This is a genomic window from Micromonospora parastrephiae (assembly GCF_016802865.1).
Classification (GTDB): domain Bacteria; phylum Actinomycetota; class Actinomycetes; order Mycobacteriales; family Micromonosporaceae; genus Micromonospora; species Micromonospora parastrephiae.
Genome location: NZ_JAEVHM010000091.1, coordinates 1 through 22679 on the forward strand (window position 1 = coordinate 1; position 22679 = coordinate 22679).

At 72.3% G+C, this 22679-nt stretch carries 20 protein-coding genes and 2 pseudogenes; 12 read left to right on the forward strand and 10 right to left on the reverse strand.

All coding sequences use genetic code 11. The annotated features are described in order from the left end of the window. The first annotated feature begins 345 nt into the window (after positions 1 to 345). Both uvrB and JNW91_RS18485 read left to right on the forward strand, forming a co-directional pair. A complete protein-coding gene (gene uvrB / locus JNW91_RS18480; protein WP_203176820.1) occupies positions 346 to 2454 on the forward strand; it encodes an excinuclease ABC subunit UvrB in 2109 nt (702 codons plus the stop codon). A 208-nt stretch (positions 2455 to 2662) separates the two neighbouring features. After that, positions 2663 to 3520: a helix-turn-helix domain-containing protein gene (locus tag JNW91_RS18485; RefSeq protein ID WP_203176808.1), complete on the forward strand. Its 858-nt coding sequence runs from the start codon at positions 2663 to 2665 to the stop codon at positions 3518 to 3520. Positions 3521 to 3640: 120 nt separating this feature from the next. Here the strand turns inward: JNW91_RS18485 and JNW91_RS18490 are convergent, their stop codons facing one another. Continuing rightward, complete coding sequence (locus JNW91_RS18490; RefSeq protein ID WP_203176809.1) at positions 3641 to 3934, reverse strand: antibiotic biosynthesis monooxygenase family protein; 294 nt, start codon at positions 3932 to 3934, stop codon at positions 3641 to 3643. 408 nt (positions 3935 to 4342) lie between these two features. Between JNW91_RS18490 and JNW91_RS18495 the strand changes: the two genes are divergently transcribed. Then, positions 4343 to 5341, forward strand: coding sequence for a TerC family protein (locus tag JNW91_RS18495; RefSeq protein WP_203176810.1), 999 nt, complete (start codon positions 4343 to 4345; stop codon positions 5339 to 5341). A gap of 36 nt (positions 5342 to 5377) precedes the next feature. Here the strand turns inward: JNW91_RS18495 and JNW91_RS32430 are convergent, their stop codons facing one another. From JNW91_RS32430 to JNW91_RS18505, 4 genes are read right to left on the reverse strand one after another with little or no spacing between them, the layout of a single operon-like run. After that, positions 5378 to 5731: a C40 family peptidase gene (locus tag JNW91_RS32430; RefSeq protein ID WP_309244412.1), complete on the reverse strand. Its 354-nt coding sequence runs from the start codon at positions 5729 to 5731 to the stop codon at positions 5378 to 5380. Continuing rightward, on the reverse strand, positions 5707 to 6294 hold the full coding sequence (locus JNW91_RS32435) for a hypothetical protein (RefSeq protein ID WP_238425245.1): 588 nt from the start codon (positions 6292 to 6294) through the stop codon (positions 5707 to 5709). Before JNW91_RS32435 ends, JNW91_RS32430 begins: the two co-directional genes overlap by 25 nt. A gap of 57 nt (positions 6295 to 6351) precedes the next feature. Further along, positions 6352 to 6564 (reverse strand): hypothetical protein, encoded by a 213-nt coding sequence (locus JNW91_RS32440; protein ID WP_238425246.1) that lies wholly within the window; start codon positions 6562 to 6564, stop codon positions 6352 to 6354. Beyond that, positions 6561 to 7448, reverse strand: coding sequence for a mandelate racemase/muconate lactonizing enzyme family protein (locus JNW91_RS18505; protein ID WP_238425247.1), 888 nt, complete (start codon positions 7446 to 7448; stop codon positions 6561 to 6563). The genes JNW91_RS32440 and JNW91_RS18505 overlap by 4 nt, the downstream gene beginning before the upstream one ends. 44 nt (positions 7449 to 7492) lie before the next feature. On the opposite strand from JNW91_RS18505, the gene JNW91_RS18510 reads away from it, so the two are divergent. After that, on the forward strand, positions 7493 to 8290 hold the full coding sequence (locus JNW91_RS18510) for a tyrosine-protein phosphatase (protein ID WP_203176811.1): 798 nt from the start codon (positions 7493 to 7495) through the stop codon (positions 8288 to 8290). Here the strand turns inward: JNW91_RS18510 and JNW91_RS18515 are convergent. From JNW91_RS18515 to typA, 3 genes are all read right to left on the reverse strand, one after another. Next, positions 8259 to 8960, reverse strand: coding sequence for a lysoplasmalogenase (locus JNW91_RS18515; protein ID WP_203176812.1), 702 nt, complete (start codon positions 8958 to 8960; stop codon positions 8259 to 8261). The genes JNW91_RS18510 and JNW91_RS18515 overlap by 32 nt on opposite strands. 54 nt (positions 8961 to 9014) lie before the next feature. Continuing rightward, on the reverse strand, positions 9015 to 9866 hold the full coding sequence (locus JNW91_RS18520; RefSeq protein ID WP_203176813.1) for a serine hydrolase: 852 nt from the start codon (positions 9864 to 9866) through the stop codon (positions 9015 to 9017). Positions 9867 to 9985: 119 nt separating this feature from the next. After that, the gene (typA, locus tag JNW91_RS18525; RefSeq protein WP_203176814.1) at positions 9986 to 11854 is read right to left on the reverse strand and encodes a translational GTPase TypA; all 1869 of its coding nucleotides are present in this window, start codon (positions 11852 to 11854) and stop codon (positions 9986 to 9988) included. 133 nt (positions 11855 to 11987) lie between these two features. Between typA and JNW91_RS18530 the strand changes: the two are divergent. Beyond that, positions 11988 to 13405, forward strand: a pseudogene (locus JNW91_RS18530) (DedA family protein). Here the strand turns inward: JNW91_RS18530 and JNW91_RS18535 are convergent. Continuing rightward, positions 13296 to 15479: an MMPL family transporter gene (locus JNW91_RS18535; RefSeq protein WP_203176815.1), complete on the reverse strand. Its 2184-nt coding sequence runs from the start codon at positions 15477 to 15479 to the stop codon at positions 13296 to 13298. The pseudogene JNW91_RS18530 and the gene JNW91_RS18535 sit on opposite strands and share 110 nt — an antisense overlap. A 125-nt stretch (positions 15480 to 15604) precedes the next feature. On the opposite strand from JNW91_RS18535, the gene JNW91_RS18540 reads away from it, so the two are divergent. The 5 genes and pseudogenes from JNW91_RS18540 to JNW91_RS18560 all read left to right on the forward strand — a co-directional run bounded on the left by JNW91_RS18540 (position 15605) and on the right by JNW91_RS18560 (position 20771). Further along, on the forward strand, positions 15605 to 16120 hold the full coding sequence (locus JNW91_RS18540) for a MarR family winged helix-turn-helix transcriptional regulator (RefSeq protein WP_203176821.1): 516 nt from the start codon (positions 15605 to 15607) through the stop codon (positions 16118 to 16120). A gap of 2 nt (positions 16121 to 16122) precedes the next feature. Continuing rightward, a pseudogene (locus tag JNW91_RS18545) lies at positions 16123 to 17800 on the forward strand (CocE/NonD family hydrolase). Positions 17801 to 17947: 147 nt separating this feature from the next. Beyond that, complete coding sequence (locus tag JNW91_RS18550; RefSeq protein WP_203176816.1) at positions 17948 to 18832, forward strand: hypothetical protein; 885 nt, start codon at positions 17948 to 17950, stop codon at positions 18830 to 18832. An 86-nt stretch (positions 18833 to 18918) separates the two neighbouring features. After that, entirely contained in the window at positions 18919 to 19494 is a 576-nt protein-coding gene (locus tag JNW91_RS18555; RefSeq protein WP_203176817.1) for an ArsR/SmtB family transcription factor, read from the forward strand. Then, complete coding sequence (locus tag JNW91_RS18560; RefSeq protein ID WP_203176818.1) at positions 19491 to 20771, forward strand: MFS transporter; 1281 nt, start codon at positions 19491 to 19493, stop codon at positions 20769 to 20771. The genes JNW91_RS18555 and JNW91_RS18560 overlap by 4 nt, the downstream gene beginning before the upstream one ends. Positions 20772 to 20820: 49 nt before the next feature. Here the strand turns inward: JNW91_RS18560 and JNW91_RS18565 are convergent, their stop codons facing one another. Then, positions 20821 to 21024 (reverse strand): cold-shock protein, encoded by a 204-nt coding sequence (locus JNW91_RS18565; protein WP_007072071.1) that lies wholly within the window; start codon positions 21022 to 21024, stop codon positions 20821 to 20823. A 193-nt stretch (positions 21025 to 21217) separates the two neighbouring features. Here JNW91_RS18565 and JNW91_RS18570 point away from each other — a divergent pair, with 193 nt between their 5' ends. Both JNW91_RS18570 and JNW91_RS18575 read left to right on the forward strand, forming a co-directional pair. After that, positions 21218 to 21901: a class I SAM-dependent methyltransferase gene (locus JNW91_RS18570; RefSeq protein ID WP_309244413.1), complete on the forward strand. Its 684-nt coding sequence runs from the start codon at positions 21218 to 21220 to the stop codon at positions 21899 to 21901. 101 nt (positions 21902 to 22002) lie between these two features. Then, on the forward strand, positions 22003 to 22611 hold the full coding sequence (locus JNW91_RS18575) for a DedA family protein (protein ID WP_203176819.1): 609 nt from the start codon (positions 22003 to 22005) through the stop codon (positions 22609 to 22611). Positions 22612 to 22679: the final 68 nt, after the last annotated feature.

Sequence of the window (22679 nt, forward strand, 5' to 3'; positions counted from 1 at the left end):
CGCGTCCCCGCGGTCGGTGTCGGTTGCCGGGTGCGCAGAGGTGTCCACAGATGTGAAACGGGCGGGGCTCGACGGGGTGACGAGCAGGGGCGCTCGCGGCGCGGCTCTGCGCCTCGAGCGCGACCACACGGGCGCGCACGCCGGACGTGCCGGGTGCTGCGACCCGCAGTGCCGGGGGCGCCGGCCGAGATGACGGCTTGGCCACCGGCCCGGTCGGCCGCCGCGAGCGGCCTACGTCGAGAGCCTAGCGCCGGTGACATGTGCCACACAATGGGAATATTGAAGCTGATCACGTACCCGGCGGGACGGCCGATCCTGTCGGACCTCCGGCGTACCGTTGAGGTCATGGCGCTCGACATTCCCCGGCTCGACAGCCGCTTCCAGGTCGTCAGTGAGTTCCAGCCGGCCGGCGACCAGCCGGCCGCCATCGACGATCTTGATCGTCACGTTCGGCGCGGCGACCGTAACACGGTGCTCCTCGGCGCGACCGGCACCGGCAAGAGCGCCACGACGGCGTGGCTGATCGAGCGGCTGCAACGCCCGACCCTGGTGCTCGCACCCAACAAGACGCTCTGCGCGCAGCTGGCCAAGGAGTTCAGCGAGCTGCTGCCGCACAACGCCGTCGAATACTTCGTCTCGTACTACGACTACTACCAGCCCGAGGCGTACATTCCGCAGACCGACACCTACATCGAGAAGGACTCCTCGATCAACGAGGAGGTCGAGCGGCTGCGGCACTCGGCGACGATGTCGCTGCTCACCCGCCGCGACGTGATCGTGGTGGCAACCGTCTCGGCGATCTACGGTCTGGGCACCCCGGAGGAATACCTGGACCGTGCGGTTCGGGTGGAGGTCGGCCAGGAGCTCGACCGTGACCAGTTGCTGCGCCGGCTGGTCGACATCCAGTACACCCGCAACGACATGGCCTTCCAGCGGGGCACCTTCCGGGTCCGGGGCGACACCCTGGAGATCATTCCGGCGTACGAGGAGCTGGCGGTCCGCATCGAGCTGTTCGGCGACGAGGTGGAGAAGCTCTACTACCTCAACCCGTTGACCGGTGACGTGGTCCGTGAGGTCGACCAGCTGGTGATCTTCCCGGCGACGCACTACGCGGCCGGCCCGGAGCGGATGGAGCGGGCCATCCGCGACATCGAGGCGGAGCTGGCCGAGCGGCTGGCCGAGCTGGAGCGTCAGGGCAAGCTGCTGGAGGCGCAGCGGCTGCGGATGCGCACCACCTACGACATCGAGATGATGCGCCAGGTGGGCTTCTGCTCCGGCATCGAGAACTACTCGATGCACATGGACGGGCGGCTGCCCGGCAGCCCGCCGCACTGCCTGCTCGACTACTTCCCGGACGACTTCCTCACCGTGGTCGACGAGTCGCACGTGACGATCCCGCAGATCGGCGGCATGTACGAGGGCGACGCCTCCCGCAAGCGGATGCTCATCGACCACGGCTTCCGGCTGCCCAGCGCCGCCGACAACCGGCCGTTGCGCTTCGACGAGTTTTTGGAGCGCGTCGGCCAGATGGTCTACCTCTCGGCGACCCCCGGTCCGTGGGAGCTGGAGCAGGCCCAGGGCGAGTTCGTCGAGCAGGTCATCCGCCCCACCGGGCTGATCGACCCGGAGGTCGTGATCAAGCCGACCAAGGGCCAGATCGACGACCTCATGCACGAGATCAAGCTACGTACCGAGAAGGACGAGCGTGTGCTCGTCACCACGCTGACCAAGAAGATGGCCGAGGACCTCTCCGACTACCTGCTGGAGAACGGCATCCGGGTGCGCTACCTGCACTCGGAGGTGGACACCCTGCGCCGGGTGGAGCTGCTGCGCGAGTTGCGCAAGGGCGACTACGACGTGCTGGTCGGCATCAACCTGCTCCGCGAAGGTCTGGACCTGCCCGAGGTGTCGCTGGTGGCGATCCTCGACGCCGACAAGGAAGGCTTCCTGCGCAGCGGCCGCTCGCTGATCCAGACCATCGGGCGGGCCGCCCGTAACGTCTCCGGACAGGTGCACATGTACGCCGACAAGATCACCCCTTCGATGGCGGCGGCCATCGACGAGACCGATCGGCGTCGGGCCAAGCAGATCGCGCACAACGAGGCCAACGGCATCAGCCCCGAGCCACTGCGCAAGAAGATCCACGACATCCTGGACGACATCTACCGCGAGGCGGAGGACACCGAGAACTCGCGGGTCGGCGGTGCGGTGCGCCAGCTTTCCCGGGGCAAGGCGCCGGTCAAGGAGACACGCAGCCGGAGTCGGGCCAGCACCACCACCCCCTCGCGGGAGGGGATGGCCCGCGCCGATCTCGCGCAGCTCATCCAGGAACTCAACGACCAGATGCTGGCCGCCGCACGCGAGTTGCAGTTCGAGCTGGCGGCCAGGATCCGCGACGAGGTGGCCGACCTGAAGAAGGAACTGCGCGGTATGGACGCCGCCGGCGTGAAGTGACGACCGTCCCGGCGGCGACGGCCCGCGTACCGCGTGGGCGTGGCCGCTCGGGGTTGACAGCGGTGACGCCGGGTCGAGGAGATGGTCTCGGGCTGCCCGAGGCCCGGCTGCGTCCGTCCCTCGACCGGCACATCCCGGTTGCGGTGCGCGAGCAAGGTATTGCACTGGGTGATCGTCCTGCGTACTCTCCCTCGGTGGGGAGGCCGGGATGCCGCTGCCAACAAGTCCTGTCATTCGACGAGTACGGCTGGGCGCAGAACTGCGCCAGTTGCGCCGACGTGAGGCGCTGACCCTGGAACAGGTCTGCGACCGGCTGGGCTGGGCCTCGACGTCGAAGCTGTCCCGCATCGAGCTGGGGCAGAGCCGGCCGGATCTCGCCGACGTGCTGGATCTGCTGGACATCTACCAGGTGCCGCCGCCGGCCCGCGACGCGCTGATCGTGATCGCCCGGGACGCCGCCACCAGCCGTGGTTGGTGGAAGACGTTGGGCGAGATGAGCGAACGGCAGCGCACGTACGCCGAGTTGGAAGCCGGCGCGGCCCACATCGTCGAGTACCAGCCGGCGGTCGTGCCGGGCCTGCTCCAGACGCCGGCGTACGCCCGGTTGCGGGTCTCCGCCGGCGCCCTGCTCACGCCCGACGTCGACGTGGAGGTGGAGGTGCGCGCCCGGGCGCTGCGGCAGGAGGTGCTGCGTCGGGCCGACCCGCCGCGCTACACGGCGGTGCTCGCCGAGGCGGCCTGCGACCTGGGTGACCTGCCGGTCGAGGTGTGGCGCGAACAGCTGCGGCACCTGGTCGCGGTGACCGGCCTGGCCCACGTCACGGTGCGGCTGCTGCCGCTCGAGGCGGCCGGTAGTGGCCTGCACCCGCTCACGCCGTACTCCTGGTATGCCTTTCCCGACCCGGCGGACCCGCGGACGGTGATGTTGGAGGCATTGACCACCGACGTCCGGTTGGCCACGGTGCTGGACGTCGACCGGTACGAGCGGATGACCGAGGCGCTGCTGGCGGCCGCGCTGTCACCGGAGGAGACGGTCACCGCGCTGGCCCGCCGCGTCGGCGAGTGACGGCCCGCGTCGCAGGCGCGACGGCGCGCGCGGCCACCGGGCCCGGCGCCCCCGAGCGCGTCGGGACCGGCGGCCGGCGCGTGCGCAGGCACGCTAACCGGCGGGTACGACAACTCCCACTCAGGCCGGTACGTCGAGGAAGTGCTCGACCACGGGCGGTCCGGCGAAGTGCGGGCCGATCAGGGCACGCCACTGCGTGAACCGCTCGGTGGCCCGGAAGTTCTCCTCGTGCGCCTCGACCGAGTCCCATTCGACCAGCAGCACGAACCGGGTCGGGGACTCGATCCCCCGGGTCATCCGCACCGACCGGCAGCCGGCGGCTCCGGCCAGGACGGGGTGGCCCTGGGCGTACGCGGCGGCGAACGCCTCCTCGTGTCCGGGCAGTACGTCGATCAACGCGACCTCAAGCACCATGCCGGAAAGCCTCCCACGGGGTGGGGCGCGGCGGAGTCGTGGGTCGGTCGCCGGGCCGTTCGCGCACCCGACACGCACTAGCCTCCTAGGACACGCGAGTGGGTGTGGCGCGCGCCGATATTCCCGGATGGACGAGTGGTCGGTACCACCGGCTGCCCGGGGTGTGATCACGGCGCGTGGTGGGCAAGAATGGTCCCCGAGGAGGGGAGTATTCCCTCGCGACGGAGTCGTCAGCACGGTCGATCGCCACTACGTGGCGTCCCGACCCGGCTCCATCGGTCGCCACCCGCTCGCGGGCGGCGGCGGAAGAGACCTCCGACAGTCACCAGAGTGAGCGTCACCGGCACACCGGCCTCCGTCAGGGCGTACGGTGTGCCGGACGCCGCGTGTCTGCCGGAGGAATGAACGTTGGACGTGTCCGGATTGGTGTGGGCGGGGACTCTCGTCGCACTGACTGCGGTTCTGCTCGTCGACCTGTTGATCATCGGTCGGCGTCCGCACGAGCCGAGCGTGCGGGAGTCGAGCCTCTGGGTCGCGTTCTACGTCGGCCTGGCACTGCTCTTCGGCGCCGGCGTCTGGTTGGCCTCCGGGGCCAGTGCGGCGGGGCAGTTCTACACCGGCTGGCTCACCGAGTACAGCCTCTCGGTGGACAACCTCTTCGTCTTCGTGATCATCATGGCCCGCTTCGGGGTTCCCCGGCAGTACCAGCAGAAGGTGCTGCTCGTCGGCATAGTGCTGGCTCTGGTGATGCGCGGCGGGTTCATCGCCGCCGGTGCCGCGTTGATCTCGCAGTTCTCCTGGGTCTTCTACATCTTCGGCGCGTTCCTGATCTACACGGCGGTCAACCTGGCCCGCCAGGGTGAGCCGGACGAGGACGAGTTCTCCGAGAACGTGCTGATCCGGTGGAGTCGCCGCGCGCTGCCGATCTCCAAGGGCTACGACGACGCGAAGCTGGTCACGCACGAGAACGGCCGGCGGCTGTTCACCCCGATGCTCATCGTGATGATCGCGATCGGCACCACCGACCTGATCTTCGCACTGGACTCGATCCCGGCGATCTTCGGCATCACGCAGGAGCCGTACCTGGTGTTCACCGCGAACGTGTTCGCGCTGATGGGCCTGCGGCAGCTCTACTTCCTGCTCGGTGGCCTGCTCGACCGGCTGATCTACCTGAGCTACGGCCTGGCCGTCGTGCTCGGCTTCATCGGGGTCAAGCTCGTGCTGGAGGCGCTGGCCGACAACAACCTGCCGTTCATCAACGGTGGGGAGCACGTCGGCTGGGCGCCGCACATCCCGATCTGGCTCTCGCTGCTGGTCATCCTCGGCACGCTGGGCGTCGCCACCGCCGCCAGTCTGATCAAGTCCTCCCGGGACCGCCGCCGCGAGCTGGCCGACGCCCGACGCTGAGCTCCACCGGCCGGGTGCGGGAACGCGCCCGGCCGGTCAGACCCGGTGCGCGCCGACCAGGGTGGCGGTCCGCTCGGCCGGCAGAGCCTCCTCGATGACCCGCCGCCGCCGGTAGCAGGCGTGCAGCATCCGCCGCTGCTCGCCGCCCGGGGCGGCGGTGACGATCCCGATATGGTGGATCTTGCGGCCGGGGCGGGCGAAGAAGTAGAGGTCGCCGGGGCGCTCCGCGCCGAGCGCCAGGGGTGAGGTGGCGACCGCCTGGTCGTCGGCGTCGCGGGGCAGCAGCACCCCGAAGCGCCGCCACGCCAGGTGCACCAATCCGGAACAGTCGATGCCGTACGCGGAGAGCCCGCCCCAGACGTACGTCACGTGCAGCAGCCGCTGCGCCACGGCGAGCACCCGCTCGGCGCTCGGCGGCTCGGTCGGCGGCGCGGCCAGCTCGCTGTCGGGCAGCCAGAGCGGAGCGCCCCTGACCGGGGACGTGCACCGGCTGCCAGCCATCGCGGGCCGGGCCCGGCCGGGGACGAGGCGGGTCCGACGACCACGCCGGACACCACGACCGGGCCGTCCGGCGCGGCGCGCAGCGCGGTGACCGTGGCGTCGACCATCAGCGGGTCACCGGCGACGGCCGGGTCGACGGGGGCCAACTGGTCGGCGGGAAGCCAGCCCGGGTAGCCCCGCGGGTCCAGTTTGGCGGCCGGCTGCTCGACGGCGACCACCCGGGCCCACCCGTCCGGGCGCAGCTCACTGACGAGGACCCGCTCGCCGAGCAGGAGTTGGCTCAGCACGCAGTCGCCGACCTGCTGGTCGGTGTCCATTCCGGAGATCCAGGCGGGGATGTCGGCGCCGACACTGAGCGCCGGGCCGTCGACCGGACGGACCGCCTCGGGGGAGGTCCACAGGGTGGCCACCGCGACCCGGACGAGGGCCTCGCGGCCCGGTTGCAGCTCCACGTCAACCCCCAGCTCGGTCGGCTGTCCAGGAAACTCTATGAAAGAAACCAACGATCATCAACCGCGGCCCTGCACCTTAGCTTCAGCCAGGCCGGAAATGCCCAGGCCAGGGGCCTCCGGCAACACCACCGTCGCCCCCTCGTAGCGGATCCCACCCTGCACCGGCGACCAGGCCAGCCACCAGGCGGCGTCCAGGTCGGCGACGGCCGTGGTGCCGTACGCCGCGACCAGGCTCGCCGCCGCGCCGATGCCGACCTGGCTCTCCATCATCGACCCGACCACCGTGCCAAGGCGTGCGCGGCGGCCAGCTCCAGCAGGGTGCGCGCCGGGTACAGCCCGCCGCACTTGGCCAGCTTGACGTTCACCATGTCGGCGGCCCGGCGACGGATCACCTCCACCAGGTCACGTACCCCGAAGACCGCCTCGTCGGCCAGGATCGGCACGGAGACCCGGTCACTGACCCACGCCAGCCCGTCCAGGTCCCAGCGCACCACCGGCTGCTCGACCAGCTCCACGTCGAGCCCGGCGTCCTCGATGCCGCGGATCACCCGCACCGCCTCCCGGGGCGTCCACCCCTGGTTGGCGTCCAGCCGGATCCGGACCCCGGCGCCGACCGCCGCGCGCACGGCCCGCACCCGGTCCAGGTCACCCGCCGCGTCGGTGCCGACCTTCAGCTTGAGCACACCGAAGCCGTCGGCCTGCCGCTGCCGCGCGGCCGCCGCCAGGTCGACCGCGTCGCCCGCCGCGAGGGTCACGTCCGTCGGAACCCGCAGCGCCGTGCCACCCAGCAGACGCACCAGGGGTACGCCCAGCCGTCGGGCGGCCAGGTCGTGCAGGGCGACGTCCAGCGCCGCCTTCGCAGCCTCGTTGCCGACCACCGCCCGCTGCACCTCCGCGCAGCGGGCCACCAGGTCGTCCGGGTCACGGCCGATCAACAGTGGCCCGAGCAGCTCCCGTACGCACGCCTGAGCGCCCGCGACCGACGCGCCGGTGACCTGCCAGACCTGCGGCGCCTCGCCGAAGCCGGACCGGCCGTCCGCGTCGACCAGCTCGACGACCAGGGTGTCGACCGTGGTGGTGCGGCGCAGCGCGGTCACGAACGGGGTGTGTAAGGGGGCAGAAACCCGGTGGGTGCGTACCGCCGAGATCGTCATGTGGGGCACCCTATACGCAGGCACGCGGCAGAGGGGGAGACCGAATGGCCGGGCAGGACTGGGAGCTGGTGGGCGCGCCGAACGCACGTGACCTGGGTGGCCTGCTCGGCGCCGATGGCCGGCGGATACGTGCCGGGAGGTTGATCCGTACCCCGGCGCTGGGCCGCCTCACCGACGAGGACCTGCCGGTGCTCGCGAAGCTCGGGCCGGCCTGTGTGCTGGACCTGCGCGACTCCTCGGAGATCGCGGTCGCCCCGGTCGACCGGCTGCCCGGTGAGCCGCGGGTGGTGCACCTGCCGGTGCACGACCCGGAGCATCCCGTCTTCACGTACGTCTCGGCAGTGCTGCTGGGCCACGACCTGGACGCGTACGCGGAGCTTGCCCGGCAGGGCACCGCGGGGGCGATGGCGGAGATCTACCGGTGGTTCGTCACCGGCGAATCGGCGCGGGTCGGCTTCGCCGAGGCGGTGCGGCTGGCCACCCGGCCGGAGAACCTGCCGCTGGTCTACCACTGCTCCGCCGGCAAGGACCGCACCGGCTGGCTCACCGTCGTCCTGCTGACCGCGCTCGGCGTCGACGAGGCCACGATCCGCGCGGAGTACCTGCGCAACAACGCGCTGACCGACAGCCTGCGCGCGGTGATCGTCGAGGCGATGCGACGGCGCCAGCCGGAGCTGGACGTCGAGGCCGTGCTGCCGGTGCTGGAGGTCCGCGACGCGTACCTCGACGCCGGCTACGACGAGGTACGCCGGGTGCACGGCTCGTTCGACGGCTACCTGCGCGACGGACTCGGGCTGACCGACGACGTCCTCACGGCGTTGCGGGCGCAGCTGCTGGAGTGACCGGTGCGCCCGGCCCCGCCTCGGCGCGGGCCGCCCGGCCGACGACGATCAGCGCCTGGCCGGCCGCGTACGTGGCCATGACCAGCACCGGCGCTCCCGGTGGCTGTGCCACGCCGGCCACCCCGGCGGCGATCAACAGGTCGGAGCCGAGGAACAGCGCGGCGCCGAGACCGACCCGCCAACCCTGCGGGACGGCGGTGGTGGCCATCGCGGCCAACGCGAGCGCGTAGCCGGCCACCGGTGCCGCCAGACCCGCCTCGCTCAGTCCCGGCCACATCCAGGTCAGCGCGACGACGGTCAGCGCCGCGTACCCCAGCGGGACGGCGACCAGCGGCGGGCGGCGCAGCGCGGTCGCGGCGCCGCCCCGGGTGAACGCCGCGAGGTAGCACAGATGGGTGCCGAGGAAGCAGGCCATCCCGGCGACGAACCAACCGGTGCCGTGGCCGAGCAGGGCCATGTCGCCGCCGGTGGCGAACGCCAGGCCGGCGAGCACCAGCCGATCCGGTCGGGCTCCACGCTCGACGGTGGCCCGCCACAGGTACGCGGCCAGCAGCGGCATGAGCAGCGGCTTGGTGAGCACCTCGGCCACACCACCGCCGGTGGCGTTGGCCAGCAGGTTCGCCGCCATCACGAGGAGAAGGGCGACCAGGAAGGAACGGCTGCGGCGCATCGGCGGCTCCGGGGTGCGGGTGCGAGCAGCGTAGCCGGAGTGGGCGGTGCCTGGTCAGAGCTGGTGACGGGCCGCCCACACCTGCGCCGAGACGTGCGCGAGCAGCCGGCAGGCGTCGTCCTCGACGTCGTCGTCACCGCCGGCCAGGTCCGTGGTGGTGCAGACGGCGATCAGGTACGGCGGGGCGTCGTCGGGCAACACCACGCCGGCCCCGTGCCGGACACCTCGCACCCACCCGTTCTTGTGCGCGATGCGGATGCCGTCGGGCAGGCCGGCCGCCAGGTCCTCGCGGTGCTCCTGGGCGAGCAGGACGTCCAGCATGGCCGTGCACGCGGCCGGCGAGGCGAGCCGGCCGGCGGTGGTGGCCCCGGTGGCCAGCGCGCCGAGCAGGGCGGCCAGGTCGGCCGCGGTGACGGTGTTGGTGATGCCGGCCTCGCGTGCGGCGAAGTCCTCGATGCCCCGGCCGGTGACGCTGCCGTGGGCACCGGCCGCCGCCCACACCTCGGCCACCGCCGGCAGGCCGACATGCCCGATGACCAGGTTGGTGGCCAGGTTGCTGGAGCGCACGATCATCCGGTCGGCGAGCCAGCGCAGCGGCGCGGTGTCGCCCACCCGGTCCCAGACCGCGTCGTCGTTGTCATAGTGCCGGGCGCAGGAGAACCGGGGCGCGCCCGGCTGGGCCGAGTCGAACTCGTTGACCACGGGGACCCGCGCGTCCAGCTCCAGCGCACCGGACTCGGCGGCGCGGTGCAGCGCGGCGAGCACCGCCACCTTCATGGTGCTGGCGGCGTAGTGGGCGGCGTCGGCGTGCCGGGTCCAGGTCGGTGGCGCGTCGAGCCGGCCCACGTACGCCGAGACGGTGCCGGGCACCCGATCCAGGTGGGCGTCGAGATCATCCCAGGTCATGCCGGTGACCGTAGCCGATCACCGGCGGGTCGGCTGGCCGGGCCCGCGTACCCCGCCGGACAGCGATCGGGCGCGCCGACCGCTCGCGTCGACGCGCCCGATCGTCGGGTGCTGGTGGGTCAGCCGGCGTGCTTGCGGCGGGCGGCGGCCCGACCCCGCAGCTGCTGGTCGAGCACCACCTTGCGGATGCGCACCGCGGTCGGGGTGACCTCGACGCACTCGTCCTCGCGGCAGAACTCCAGCGCCTGCTCCAGCGAGAGCTTGCGCGGCGGGATCAGCTTCTCCGTCTCGTCGGAGGTCGACGCCCGCATGTTGGTGAGCTTCTTCTCCTTGGTGATGTTGACGTCCATGTCGTCGGAGCGGGAGTTCTCCCCGACGATCATGCCCTCGTACACCTCGGTGGTCGGCTCGACGAAGAGCTGACCGCGCTCCTGGAGGTTGATCATCGCGAAGGCGGTGACCGCGCCGGCCCGGTCGGCGACCAGCGAGCCGTTGTTGCGGGTCCGCAGCTCGCCGAACCACGGCTCGTACGACTCGAAGACGTGGTGCAGGATGCCGGTGCCCCGGGTGTCGGTGAGGAACTCGGTGCGGAAGCCGATCAGGCCACGCGCCGGAACCAGCCACTCCATCCGGATCCAGCCGGTGCCGTGGTTGACCAGCTGCTCCATCCGGCCCTTGCGGGTGGCCAGCAGCTGGGTGATCGCGCCCAGGTACTCCTCGGGCGCGTCGATGGTCAGCCGCTCCACCGGCTCGCAGGTCTTGCCGTCGATCACCCGGGTGACCACCTGCGGCTTGCCGACGGTCAGCTCGTAGCTCTCCCGGCGCATCTGCTCGACCAGGATGGCCAGCGCCAGCTCGCCACGGCCCTGCACCTCCCAGGCGTCCGGTCGCTCGGTGGGCAGCACCCGCAGCGACACGTTGCCGATCAGCTCCTTGTCGAGCCGGTCCTTGACCATCCGGGCGGTGACCTTGGAGCCCTTCACCCGGCCGACCAGCGGCGAGGTGTTGGTGCCGATGGTCATCGAGATGGCCGGCTCGTCGACGGTGATCAGCGGCAGTGCCACCGGGTTCTCCGCGTCCGCGAGCGTCTCACCGATCATGATGTCCGAGATGCCGGCGACGGCGATGATGTCGCCCGGGCCGGCCGTCTCGGCCGGCTTGCGCTCCAGGCCCTCGGTCATCAGCATCTCGGAGATGCGGACCCGCTGGGTGCTGCCATCGGTGCGGCACCAGGCGACCGTCTGACCCTTGCTGATGGTGCCCTGGCGGACCCGGCACAGCGCCAGCCGGCCGAGGAACGGCGAGGCGTCGAGGTTGGTGACGTGGGCCTGTAGCGGCGCGCCGTCCTCGTAGGCGGGTGCCGGGATGGTGTCCAGCAGGGTGCGGAACAGCGGCTCCAGGGAGGTGCTGTCGTCGGGCACCGAGCCGTCGGCGGGCTGCGTCAGCGAGGCGATGCCGTCGCGGGCGCAGGCGTAGACGATCGGAAAGTCGATCTGCTCCTCGTCGGCGTCCAGGTCGAGGAAGAGCTCGTAGGTGTCGTCCACGACCTCCTTGATCCGGGCGTCGGGGCGGTCCACCTTGTTGATCACCAGGATGATCGGCATCCGGGCCCGCAGGGCCTTGCGCAGCACGAAGCGGGTCTGCGGCAGCGGGCCCTCACTGGCGTCGACCAGCAACACCACACCGTCGACCATGGTCAGGCCGCGCTCGACCTCGCCACCGAAGTCGGCGTGGCCGGGGGTGTCGATGATGTTGATGGTGACCGGGTCCGAGCCGTCGGCCGGCAGGTAGCGCACGCCGGTGTTCTTGGCCAGGATGGTGATGCCCTTCTCCCGTTCCAGGTCTCCGGAGTCCATCACCCGCTCGGTCGTCTCGCCTCGTGCGCCGTACGCGCCGGCCTGCCGCAACATGGCGTCGACCAGGGTGGTCTTGCCGTGGTCGACGTGAGCGATGATGGCGACGTTGCGGAGGTCGGTGCGAAGCTGCATACCCTCTATCCTTCCGCCTGCGCTCGCGCAGGCTGCGTCGGGGTCACCCCGAGGTGCCCCTGATCTATGGTGAAACCGCTGTGCCGGTCGTTCCCCCGGCTGGCATGCTGGCTCCCGTGTCCCGGGGGCCTGAGTGCACGACCTGCTGACCACGGTGCAGGGCCTGCCCACTCTGTGGATCTACCTGGTCGCCGCGCTGATCGTGGCGGGCGAGACCGCGGTGATCTTCGGCCTGCTGGTGCCGGGTGAGGCTACCCTGCTGCTCGTCGGCTTCCTCACCTACAACGGTACCTTGCGGTTGGGCCCGGCGTTGCTCGCGATGATCGTCGCGGCCGTCCTCGGTGATGGGCTGGCGTTCCGCGCCGGACGGCGGTACGGCCCGAAGCTGCGCGCCGGGCTGGGCCGCCGGGTCGGGTCCGAGCGGTGGGGCCGGGCCGACGCCATGCTGGCCCGTCTCGGAGGCCGGGGCGTGTTCGCTGCTCGCTGGGTGGCCTTCGCCCGCACCCTGGTACCCCGGCTGGCCGGGGCGGCCGGCATGCCGTACCGGCGGTTCGCGCCGTGGAACCTCGCCGGCGTCGTCACCTGGGTGGGCGCTTCGGTGCTGCTCGGTCACCTCGCCGGTGAGTCGTACGACACGGTTTCCGCCTTCCTCGGCCGTGCCACCGGCGCGGCGCTGGTGCTGCTCGCCGGCCTGCTGGGGGTGGTGCTCGCCGGCCGGTGGTTGGGCCGCAACCCCGATCCGGTACGCGCGCTGCTCTCCCGGGCCGGCGCGCTGCCACCGGTGCGCTGGCTCAGCGCCCGCTACGGGCTGCTCTTCTTCCTGGTGGCCATGCGGATCGGGCCGGCCTGGACGTTGCTGCTCAACCTGGCCGCGGGGCTGTTGCTGCTCTTCGCCGCCGGCTTCGCCATCGCCGGCGTGCTCGCGGTGGTGGTGCGTAACAGCGGGCTGGCCGCGCTGGACGGGGCGATCGAGGGTTGGTTCGCGGCCCGGCGTACCCCGGGCGCCGCCGACGCACCATGGTGGTGGTGTCCCTGGTGCGCGGGTGGGTGCTGATCGTGCTGGTGGCGCTGGTGGCGGCGGTGCTGGCGTGGCGGAACCGGCCGTGGCGGGCTGACCTGCTCAGTGTGGTCGGCACGGTGGGCGCGTTCGTGCCGCTGCTGGTGCTGGCCGTGGTGGCGGAGCTGACCGGTTCGCCCACCGCCGGGCCGGGCGGCAGCGAGTCGGTCCCGTTCTCGACCCAGAACGCGGTGGTCGCGGCGAGCTTCTGCACCCTGGCCTGGCTGGTGTCGCGCAGCGCCCGCTGGCCGGTGGCGGTGGCCGCCTGGACGGCCGCCGCCGCGGGCGTGGTGGGCGTCGGCGGGGCGCGGCTCTACCTCGGGCTGGACACGGCGAGCGGGACCGCGGCGGCGGTGCTGCTCGGGGTGCTGTGGACGGTGGTGTTCATCGTCGCCTGGGCCACCCGGGACCGGGCGGTGGGGGATCGGGAACAACCCGTGGAGCCGGTCCGGCCGCCGCCGCAGGGGCCTCGCCGACCGGTCGAGCCCTACTAGGGTGCGCGATCCGGCCGGGCCACCAGAAGCGCTCGCCCAGCGCGAATGCCAGCGCCGGCACCAGGACCGTGCGCACCAGCAGAGTGTCGAGCAGGACGCCGATGCACACGATGATGCCGATCTGGGTCAGCGTGATCAACGGGAGGACGCCGAGGACGGCGAAGACCGCGGCGAGCAGCACGCCGGCGCTGGTGATCACGCCGCCGGTGACCCGCAGCGCGGAGAGCATCCCGTCGCGGGTGCCCGCGAGGCGGGCGTCCTCCCGGGCGCGGGTGACCAGGAAGATGTTGTAGTCCACCCCGAGCGCCACCAGGAACACGAAGGCGAGCAGCAGGACGCCGCTGTCCAGTGCCGGGAAACCAAGCACGTGGTCGAAGAGCAGCCACGCCGCGCCGAGACTGGCGAAGAACGACGCGATCACGGTGAGCACCAGCAGCACCGGCGCGACCAGGCCGCGCAGCAGCAGCACGAGCACGGCGCCGACCAGCAGCAGAATGATCGGAAGGATCAACCGCAGGTCGGCGTCGTTGGCCCTCTCCGAGTCGTGGGTGGCGGCCACGGTGCCGCCGACGATCGCCCCGGTCGGCGCGTCGGCGCCGTCGACGGCGGGGGGCGCGGACCCGGGGACGGCGGCGACCGCGTCGCGCAGCGCCTCGATGGTGCGGTCGGACGCGGTGGTGCCGGGTTCGGCCGTGAGCACCACGTCGACCTGGGCGACGCCCTGCCCGGCGTCGCCGGGTCGGGCCGAGGCCACCCCGGGAACGGCGGCGGCGACGTCGGTGACCGTTCGGACCGCCGCCGGTGCGGTGAGCACGGCCACCGGCTGGGTGGTGCCGGCGGGGAACGCGCGGGCCAGGGTCTGCGCGCCGGTCACCGCCTCGGGCTGGGCCCGGAACTGCTCGGTCTCGGACAGCCCGGTGCGGATGCCCAGACCCCCCAGCGCAAGGCCGGCGAGCAGCAGCGTCGCCAGCAGCGCGACCGGTACCGGGCGGCGTTGCACGGCGGCGCCGAGCCGACCCCAGAGCCGACCCTCGCGCACCGCGCCACCGACCCGGGGTACGAACGGCCAGAACAGGCCGCGGCCGAAGAGCACCAGCACGGCGGGGAGCACGAACAGCGCCGAGAGCATGGCGAAGACCACCCCGGTGGCGCAGGCGACGGCGAGTGCCCGATTCGTCTCCTGCTCGCTGAGCAGCAGGGTGAGAAGGCCGAGCACCACGGTGCCACCGCTGGCGAGGATGGGCGCGGCGGTACGGCGCAGCGCGGCGCGCATCGCCTCGAACCGGTTCTCCTCGTGGCGCAGTTCCTCCCGGTAGCGGGCGATGAGGAGCAGGGCGTAGTCGGTGGCCGCACCGAAGACCAGCACGCTGGCGATACCGGTGACCTGGCCCTGCTGGAGGTTGATCCCGACGGCCGGGACGATCGTGTCCACGGCGCGCAGGGTGAGCTGCTCGGTCGCCGCGACCACGACGAGCGGCACGATCCACAGGAACGGGCTGCGGTAGGTGATCAGCAGCAGCAGGGCGACCACCGCGGCGGTCACCGCGAGCAGGGTGATGTCGGCGCCGTCGAAGACCGAGGAGAGGTCGGCGGTGAAGGCGGGGGCGCCGGTCACCTCGACGGTGAGCCCACCGGGCAGGTCCGCCAGGGCGGCCCGCAGTTGGGCGATGGTCTCGGTGACCTCGGCCTGACCTCCGGCGGTGCTCAGCGGCACGGCGACGAGCGCCACTGTGCCGTCCGGGGAGAGTTGGGCGGGGCTCACCTGCCCACCGGCCCCGAAGCGGGCGAGGTCGCCGGAGCGGTCGCCGACGGCGGACCGGTCGGCCTGGCTGAGCGCGCCGCCGTCGCCCCGGCTGACCACGACGATGGCCGGCTGCACCTGGCTGGAGGGGAGTTGGTCCTGCAACCGCTGCACCTGGGTCGACTCCCACCGCACGGACAGGCCGGTGGCGGAGACCGGCGCCGGATTGTTCGGGCGGGGCAGGCCGAAGACGGCCGCGCCGACGACGATCGCGGCGGCCACGGTGAGCCAGGCGGCCAACCGGCCGCGGGCGACTCTGGTGAAGACGGACATCAGGCGACCTCGGAATCATTCGATCGTCGAGTATCTCGACAATCGAGATTATCGACGGCTGTTCTATGCTGCAACCCGGGAGACCGACGACCGGAAAGAAGCGACGCGAGGTGGCGACTCACGGCATGTACCGGCGGCGCGACACGCGCCGCGAGCAGCTGGTCGCGGAGATCACCAACAACCTTCGGCGGTACGCGGTGGACGCCCAGCAGGTCGGCCACGCGTTCGCCAACCTGCACGGACTCAACCCGACCGACCTGCAGGCGCTGATCGCCGTGATGGACGCCGAACTGCTCGGTGACCCGATCACCCCCGGCCGCCTCGGTGATCAGCTCAACCTCTCCTCCGGCTCGGTCACCGCCCTCATCGACCGGCTGGAGCGGGCCGGGCACATCCGCCGGGACCGGGACACCGTCGACCGGCGCAAGGTGCTGCTGCACTACGCCGATCGGGGCGCCGCGCTCGCCATGGAGTTCTTCCAGCCGCTGGGCGCCCGTACCGACACGGTGATGGACCGGTTCGGCGAGGACGAGCTGGAGGTGGTGCACCGGTTCATGGCGGCGATGAGCGAGTCGGTCCGGGCGCACCGCGACTCGGTGCGCGCCACCCGGCCCGAGCCGCCCCGCCGCCCGACGAGCTGACCGTGCCGCGCTCACTCGTCGCCCGCCTGGCCGGTGCCGCGTTGCGGCTGCCGGCGGACCCGCACCGCGGCGGTGCGGGTCACCCGGGACATCCCGGTCCGAGCCCGCGACGGCGTGGTGCTGCGCACCGACCACTACGCCCCGGCGGCCCCCGACGCGCCCACCGTGCTGATCCGCACCCCGTACGGCCGGGGTGGACCGTTGCGGCTGCTCGGACGGCTGCTCGCCGCACGCGGCCAGCACGCGGTCATCCAGTCCTGCCGGGGCACCGGCGGGTCCGGCGGAACCTTCGCCCCGCTGGTGCACGAGCGCGACGACGGGTCGGACACCCTCGACTGGCTGCGCCGCCAACCCTGGTGGGCCGGCGCGCTGGGCATGTTCGGGGTCAGCTACCAGGGCTTCGCGCAGTGGGCGCTGGCCGCCGACGCCGGCGACGATCTGCGCGCGATGGTCGCGGTGGTCACCGCCTCGGCCACCCGGGACTCGACGTACGCGGGGGAGTCCTTCGCCCTGGACACGGTGCTGACCTGGGCGGAGCTGCTGCACGCGCAGACGGTGCCGTGGCTGGCCCGGCAGTGGGAGCTCAAGCGTGGGCAACCCCGGCTCGCCGCCGCGCTGGAGCACCTGCCGCTGGCCGACGCCGACCGGGTGGCCACCGGCGTGACCATCCCCTTCTTTCAGGAGTGGCTGCGCCACCACACCCCGGACGCCCCGTACTGGCGGACGCGGGTCTTCGCCGACCGGGTCGCCCGCGTACGAGCACCGGTGATCATGGTCACCGGCTGGCACGACATCTTCCTGCCCGCCCAGCTCGACGACCATGCCACCCTGCGCGCCGCCGGCGCACGGCCGCGCCTCGTGATCGGCCCGTGGACGCACGGCAGTCCCGGTCTGTTCGTCGCCGCCCTCCGGGAGGGCCTGGCCTGGCTGGATACGCACCTGGCTCCGGCTGGTCGGCGTGCGCGCGAGTCGGCGGCGACGCCGGTCCGGCTGTACGTGGGCGGCCGTGGCGGCGGCTGGCGGGACCTGCCGGACTGGCCACCGCCCGCGGTCGACACCGCGTGGCACCTGCACCCGGGCGGCGAGCTGGCAACACGTCCACCGGTCCCCTCGACGCCGGACGAGTTCCGCTACGACCCGGCCGATCCCACCCCGTCGCTGGGTGGGCCGCTGCTCGTCGCGCAGCGCGCCGGCGCGTTCGACAACCGGCGCGTCGAGGCCCGCCCCGACGTGCTGACGTACACCAGTGCGCCGCTGAGCCGGCCGGTGGAGGTGATCGGTCCGGTGCGCGCCGACATCCACGTCCGCGGTGAGCTGCCGTACCTGGATGTCTTCGTGCGACTGTGCGACGTGGACCGTCGGGGCCGGTCGTGGAACGTGTGCGACGGACTGGTCCGGGTCACTCCCGAGCGGTTCCCGGCCGATCCGTCCGGCGCGCTGCGGGTCCCGGTGCCGCTCTGGCCGACCGCGTACCGGTTCGCGGCCGGACATCGATTGCGGGTGCAGGTCTCCGGCGGCGCCCATCCGCGCTGGGCGCGTAACCCGGGCAGCGGCGAATCCCTCGGTACGGCAGTGACGCTGCGTGCTGGCTGGCGACAGGTTTTCCATGACCCGGAGCGTCCGTCCGCACTGGTGCTGCCGGTCGTCCACTGTGGCTCCGCACAAGATTCATGCCTCTGAGCTGGGCATTCGCCAGAATTGAGGGCTATGGTTGAGTCAACGCCCGGCGCCGTGCACCAGTAGGCCGGGCTCGCCCGAAAGGACCCCGCACCGCGTACACGGTGTGACGTCGCGCCCGGCCCCCGCCCATCGGAAAGGGGGACCCCCATGACCCGGGCCCCGGCGAATCTGTTGGCCCTCCGAAGTCTGCTTCTCACCCATCTCAACGTCGACCGGGACACCGTCCGCGCCGCGGACCTGGAGCCGGCCGAGGTCGGCATCGTCGGCAACGCCGACCACCGCGGCGGGTACCACTGTGGATCCGACCGGGTGGTGACCAACGACTACTCGGTGGTGGAGTCACCCCGGGACCGGGCCGGCCTGACGCTCGACGCCGCAGCGCTGGACGTTGGCGACTTCGAGGTCCGTTCCGCCGGCCGCACGCACACCCTGGCCAGCTTCTCGCTCTGGTGTGTCGGGCAGTGCGCCGCGAACGCGGCGGACGCCCGGGACATCCGCGAGATCATCTACAGCCCCGACGGTTCGACCGTGAAGCGGTGGGACCGGCTCGGCAAGCGCAGCAGTGGCGACAGCTCGCACCGCTGGCACACCCACTTCAGCTTCTTCCGTGACGCGATCACGGCAGGCCGTGACCAGCGGCCGCTGTTCCGCCGTTACCTCAGCTCCATCGGACTCCTGGAGGAGAACGACATGACCCCCGAAGAGCACGCCTGGCTGGCCACCGTCCACCGCAACCTGACCGTGCTGGACGGCCGCAACCCGGTCGGCCAGATCTACACCCGGATGGCACTGGGCGAGGACGCCACCGCCACCAGCTACGTTCCGGGGCACCCGACGCTGAAGTCGCTCGGTACGCAGTTGAGCGCCCTGCAGACCGCGTTGACCGCGCTGTCCGGCCGGGACTTCACCGACGAACCGGCGATCATCCAGGGTGTGCTGGCCGGGCTGACCCCGGAGAAGATCGCCGCCGCCATTCCGCCCACCATGGCCAAGCAGGTTGCCGACGAGCTGGCTCGCCGGCTGGTCGCCTGATCGTCGTCGCCTCCGTCGGCCACTCCGCAACGATCCTTGAGCAATAGCTATTGCACAACAGTTGTTGCGGATGGCAGGCTGGGCGTATGGAGAACCCGGACGTACGCCAGGTCACCGATTCGCGGGTGCTGGCCGCCATGGCCCACCCGCTGCGCCGTCGCCTCATGGACGTCCTCAAGGTCCACGGGCCGTCCACCGTCGGCATGCTCGCCGAGCGCACCGACCAGGCGCCCGCCAACGTCAGCCACCACCTCAAGGTGCTCGCCGCCGCTGAGCTGGTCACCGAGGCCCCGGAGCTGGCCCGGGACCGACGGGAGCGGTGGTGGCGGCTGGTCACCCGGGGGGTGCGCTGGTCCAACAGCGACTTCGACACCGACCCGGGTGCCCGGGCCGTCGCCGACGCGGCCACCTCACTCAATCTCGACCGACACGTCGCCCTGGCCCGGGCCTGGCACGCCGCCGACGAGTCGACGCAGGCCGCCTGGCACGACGGCCCGTTCTCCACCGACAAGTGGCTGCACCTCACCCCCGAGGAACTGGCCGAGCTGAGCCGCGAAGTGATCGACCTGCTGGCCCGCTGGGCCGACCGGCCGCTGCCCGACGACGGCCGCGACCGGCAGCCCGTGTTCGTGTTCGCCCACGGCATCCCGGCCCGGCCGTGACCACGACCACCCACGCCGGCCCCGGCCGTGCCCGAGCGCGCGGCGGGCTGCTGCGGCACCGCGACTTCCGGCTGCTCTGGGCCGGTCAGACCGTCAGCAGCATCGGCAGCAACGTCACCACGGTGGCGCTGCCGCTGGTCGCCGTGGCCGTCCTCGACGCCGGCACCTTCCAGGTGGCCGTGCTCACCGCCGCGGCCTGGCTACCGTGGCTGCTGATCGGCCTTCCGGCCGGCGCGTGGGTGGACCGACTGCCACGCCGGCCGGTGATGGTGGTCTGCGACCTGCTCTGCGCGCTGGCCTTCCTCAGCGTGCCACTGGCCGTGGCGCTGGACCGGCTCACCGTCGGGCACCTGCTGCTCGTCGCGCTCGGCGCCGGCGCCGCGCGGGTCTTCTTCGAGACCGCCGACCAGGTCTACCTCCCGGTCGTGCTGCGACCCGAGCAACTGCCCGAGGGCAACGCGAAGCTCCAGGCCACCCAGACCGTCAGCTACGTCGTCGGGCCGGGCATCGCCGGCCTGATCGCCCAGCTCACCGGGGCCGTCGCCGCGCTGCTGCTGGACGCCATCACGTTCCTGCTCTCCGCGGCCTTCCTGCTGCGCATCCGCACCGTCGAGCCACGCGCCGGCCGTGCCGGCCGCTCCCGGTCGCTGCGCCGCGACATCGCCGAAGGGCTGCGCTTCGTCATCCGCGACCCGTACCTGCGGGTGCTCACGGTCTTCGGCGCGGCCAGCAACATCGGGCTGACCGGCTACCAGGCCGTGCTGGTGGTCTTCCTGGTCCGCGAGCTGCGACTCGCGCCCGGCATGGTGGGTGCCCTGGTCGCGGTGATGAGCGTCGGAGGGATCGTCGGCGCGCTGCTGGCCACCAGGTTGGCCCGGCGCTGCGGCACCGCACGGGGCATTCTGGTCGGGGCGGCCCTGACCGGCCCGCCCGCGCTGCTCATCCCACTGGCCGCACCCGGCGTGGGACTGGTCTGGCCCGCGCTCGGCGGGATGCTGATCGGCCTCGGAGTGGCCGTCGGCAACGTGCTCAAGGGCGCGTTCCGGCAGACGTACACCCCGCACCACCTGCTCGGCCGCGTGACCGTGAGCATGCACCTACTCAACTTCGGCGCCATCCCGCTGGCGGCCGTGCTGGCCGGTGCGGTCGGCGCACGCTACGGCGTCGGGACAGCGATCACGGTGATGACCACGTGGCTGGCCCTTACGCCGATGATTCTGTTCATCGGACCGCTCCGGCGGCGGCGGGACCTGCCCGCCGCCCCGGCAGCGTCTTGAGTGCGCTGCGACGGCGGCCGGAGACCCGGCCGCCGTCACCGGCACGGAGCTACATCGGGCGGACGTTGTCCGCCTGCGGACCCTTCTGCCCCTGGGTCACCTCGAACTCGACCTTCTGGCCCTCGTTGAGCTCCCGGTAGCCGCTCGTCGCGATGGCGGAGTAGTGGACGAACACGTCCGGCCCTCCACCGTCCTGCTCGATGAAGCCGAAGCCCTTTTCCGAGTTGAACCACTTAACCGTGCCGGTTGCCATGCATCTCTCCCTGTTCAAAGCGGCTGACCCTCGGCCTGTGGCCGATGATCGCCCGTACCCGTTCGACAGTAACGGGCAAACCCCGGATCCGCCGGCCGAAGTGCCGTAGGTCTTTGTGCGAAGTCGAGTGAACTCTGCGCGGCGGCACGTGAAACACACCCCGTTGACCCGCCGCTGGGGCATGCTTGCGCCGATGAGGGGTGCCACAGCCACCGCGCTGTCCGTGCTGGAGCGCGAGATCGACGCGCCCGGTGCCGGCCTGGACCGGCTCCGGCTGGTGCCCATCCCCTTCGTCCCGGAGGTACGACTGCACCTCGCCGAGGACGCGATCGTCTGGTGGGCCCGCATGGAGGCAGCCGCCGGGCACACCCTCCCACCGCCGTACTGGGCCTCGGTCTGGGCCGGCGGTCAGGCCCTGGCCCGCCACCTGCTGGACCACCCGCAGCTCGTCGCCGGCCGGCGGGTGCTCGACCTCGCCGCCGGCTCGGGCCTGGTGGCCATCGCCGCCGCGCTGTCCGGCGCCGCGCGGGTGGTCGCCAACGACATCGACCCGTACGCCGTGGCCGCCGTCACCATCAACGCGCGCGCCAACCAGGTCAGCGTCGACACCACCGGCGACGACCTGCTCGACCGCGCCGACGCGGAGGCCGACCTGGTGGTCGCCGGAGACGTCTTCTACAGCCGCGCGTTGGCCGACCGGGTACTGCCGTTCCTGCAACGGGCCGCCGCGGGCGGTGCCGAGGTCCTGGTCGGCGACCCCGACCGGGGGCACCTGCCCGAGGGTCGGTTGACGGTGCTGGCCGCCTACCCGGTGCCCACCACCGAACCATCGGTCGACTCGTCGCTACGCCAGGTCCGGGTGCTGCGTCCGGTGTGAGGCCGAGGCCACCTCAGGGGCGACCCCGAGGCCGATACCAGGGGACGCTGGGGGACGCGACCGGATGTCCACGGTGGCAGGTCGGCCATAGCGTACGGGGCATGACGCAATGGCTTGCCCAGGTCGGAGAGCTGCCCATCCTGCTGCTGATGGGGGCGCTCGGGGTCGTCATGCTCTTCGACGCCGTACCGCTGCTCGGCGTCCTGATCCCCGGCGACGTGGCGATCCTCGCCGCGGTCGGGGTGGGCCGCCCGGCCACCGGGCTCGCCACCTTCACCGCCGTGCTCGTCGGCTGCCTCGCCGGCTGGTCGGTGAGCTTCCTCGTCGGCCGCCGGTACGCCGAACGGCTGCGCCACAGCCGGGTCGGCGACTGGATCGGCGAGGCCCGCTGGAGCGCGGCGGAAGGGATCCTGCGTCGCGGTGGCGGCCGGATGATGGTGGTCGCGCCGTTCCTGCCGGTGTTCAACGCCCTGCTGCCGCTGGCCGCCGGTGGGCTGCGGATGTCGTACCGGAGGTTCCTCGGCTGCGCGACACTCGGCGCTGCCGCCTGGGCCGGCCTCTACCTCGCGCTGGGCACCGCGTCGCGGTCGGTGGCCGGCCTGCTGCCCGGCGAGCCGAGCCCACTGCTGGTCACGATGGGCGTTGGGCTGGTGCTGGCGTCGGTCGTGCTGCTGGGGGCTCGGCGTCGGTTGTTCGCGGTTGCTTCCTGAGCTCTTCTGGTTGCGGTGGGGGCGGGGGCCTGCCGTGCCCGGCTCCGGGCGGTCAGGCTTGATCCCTG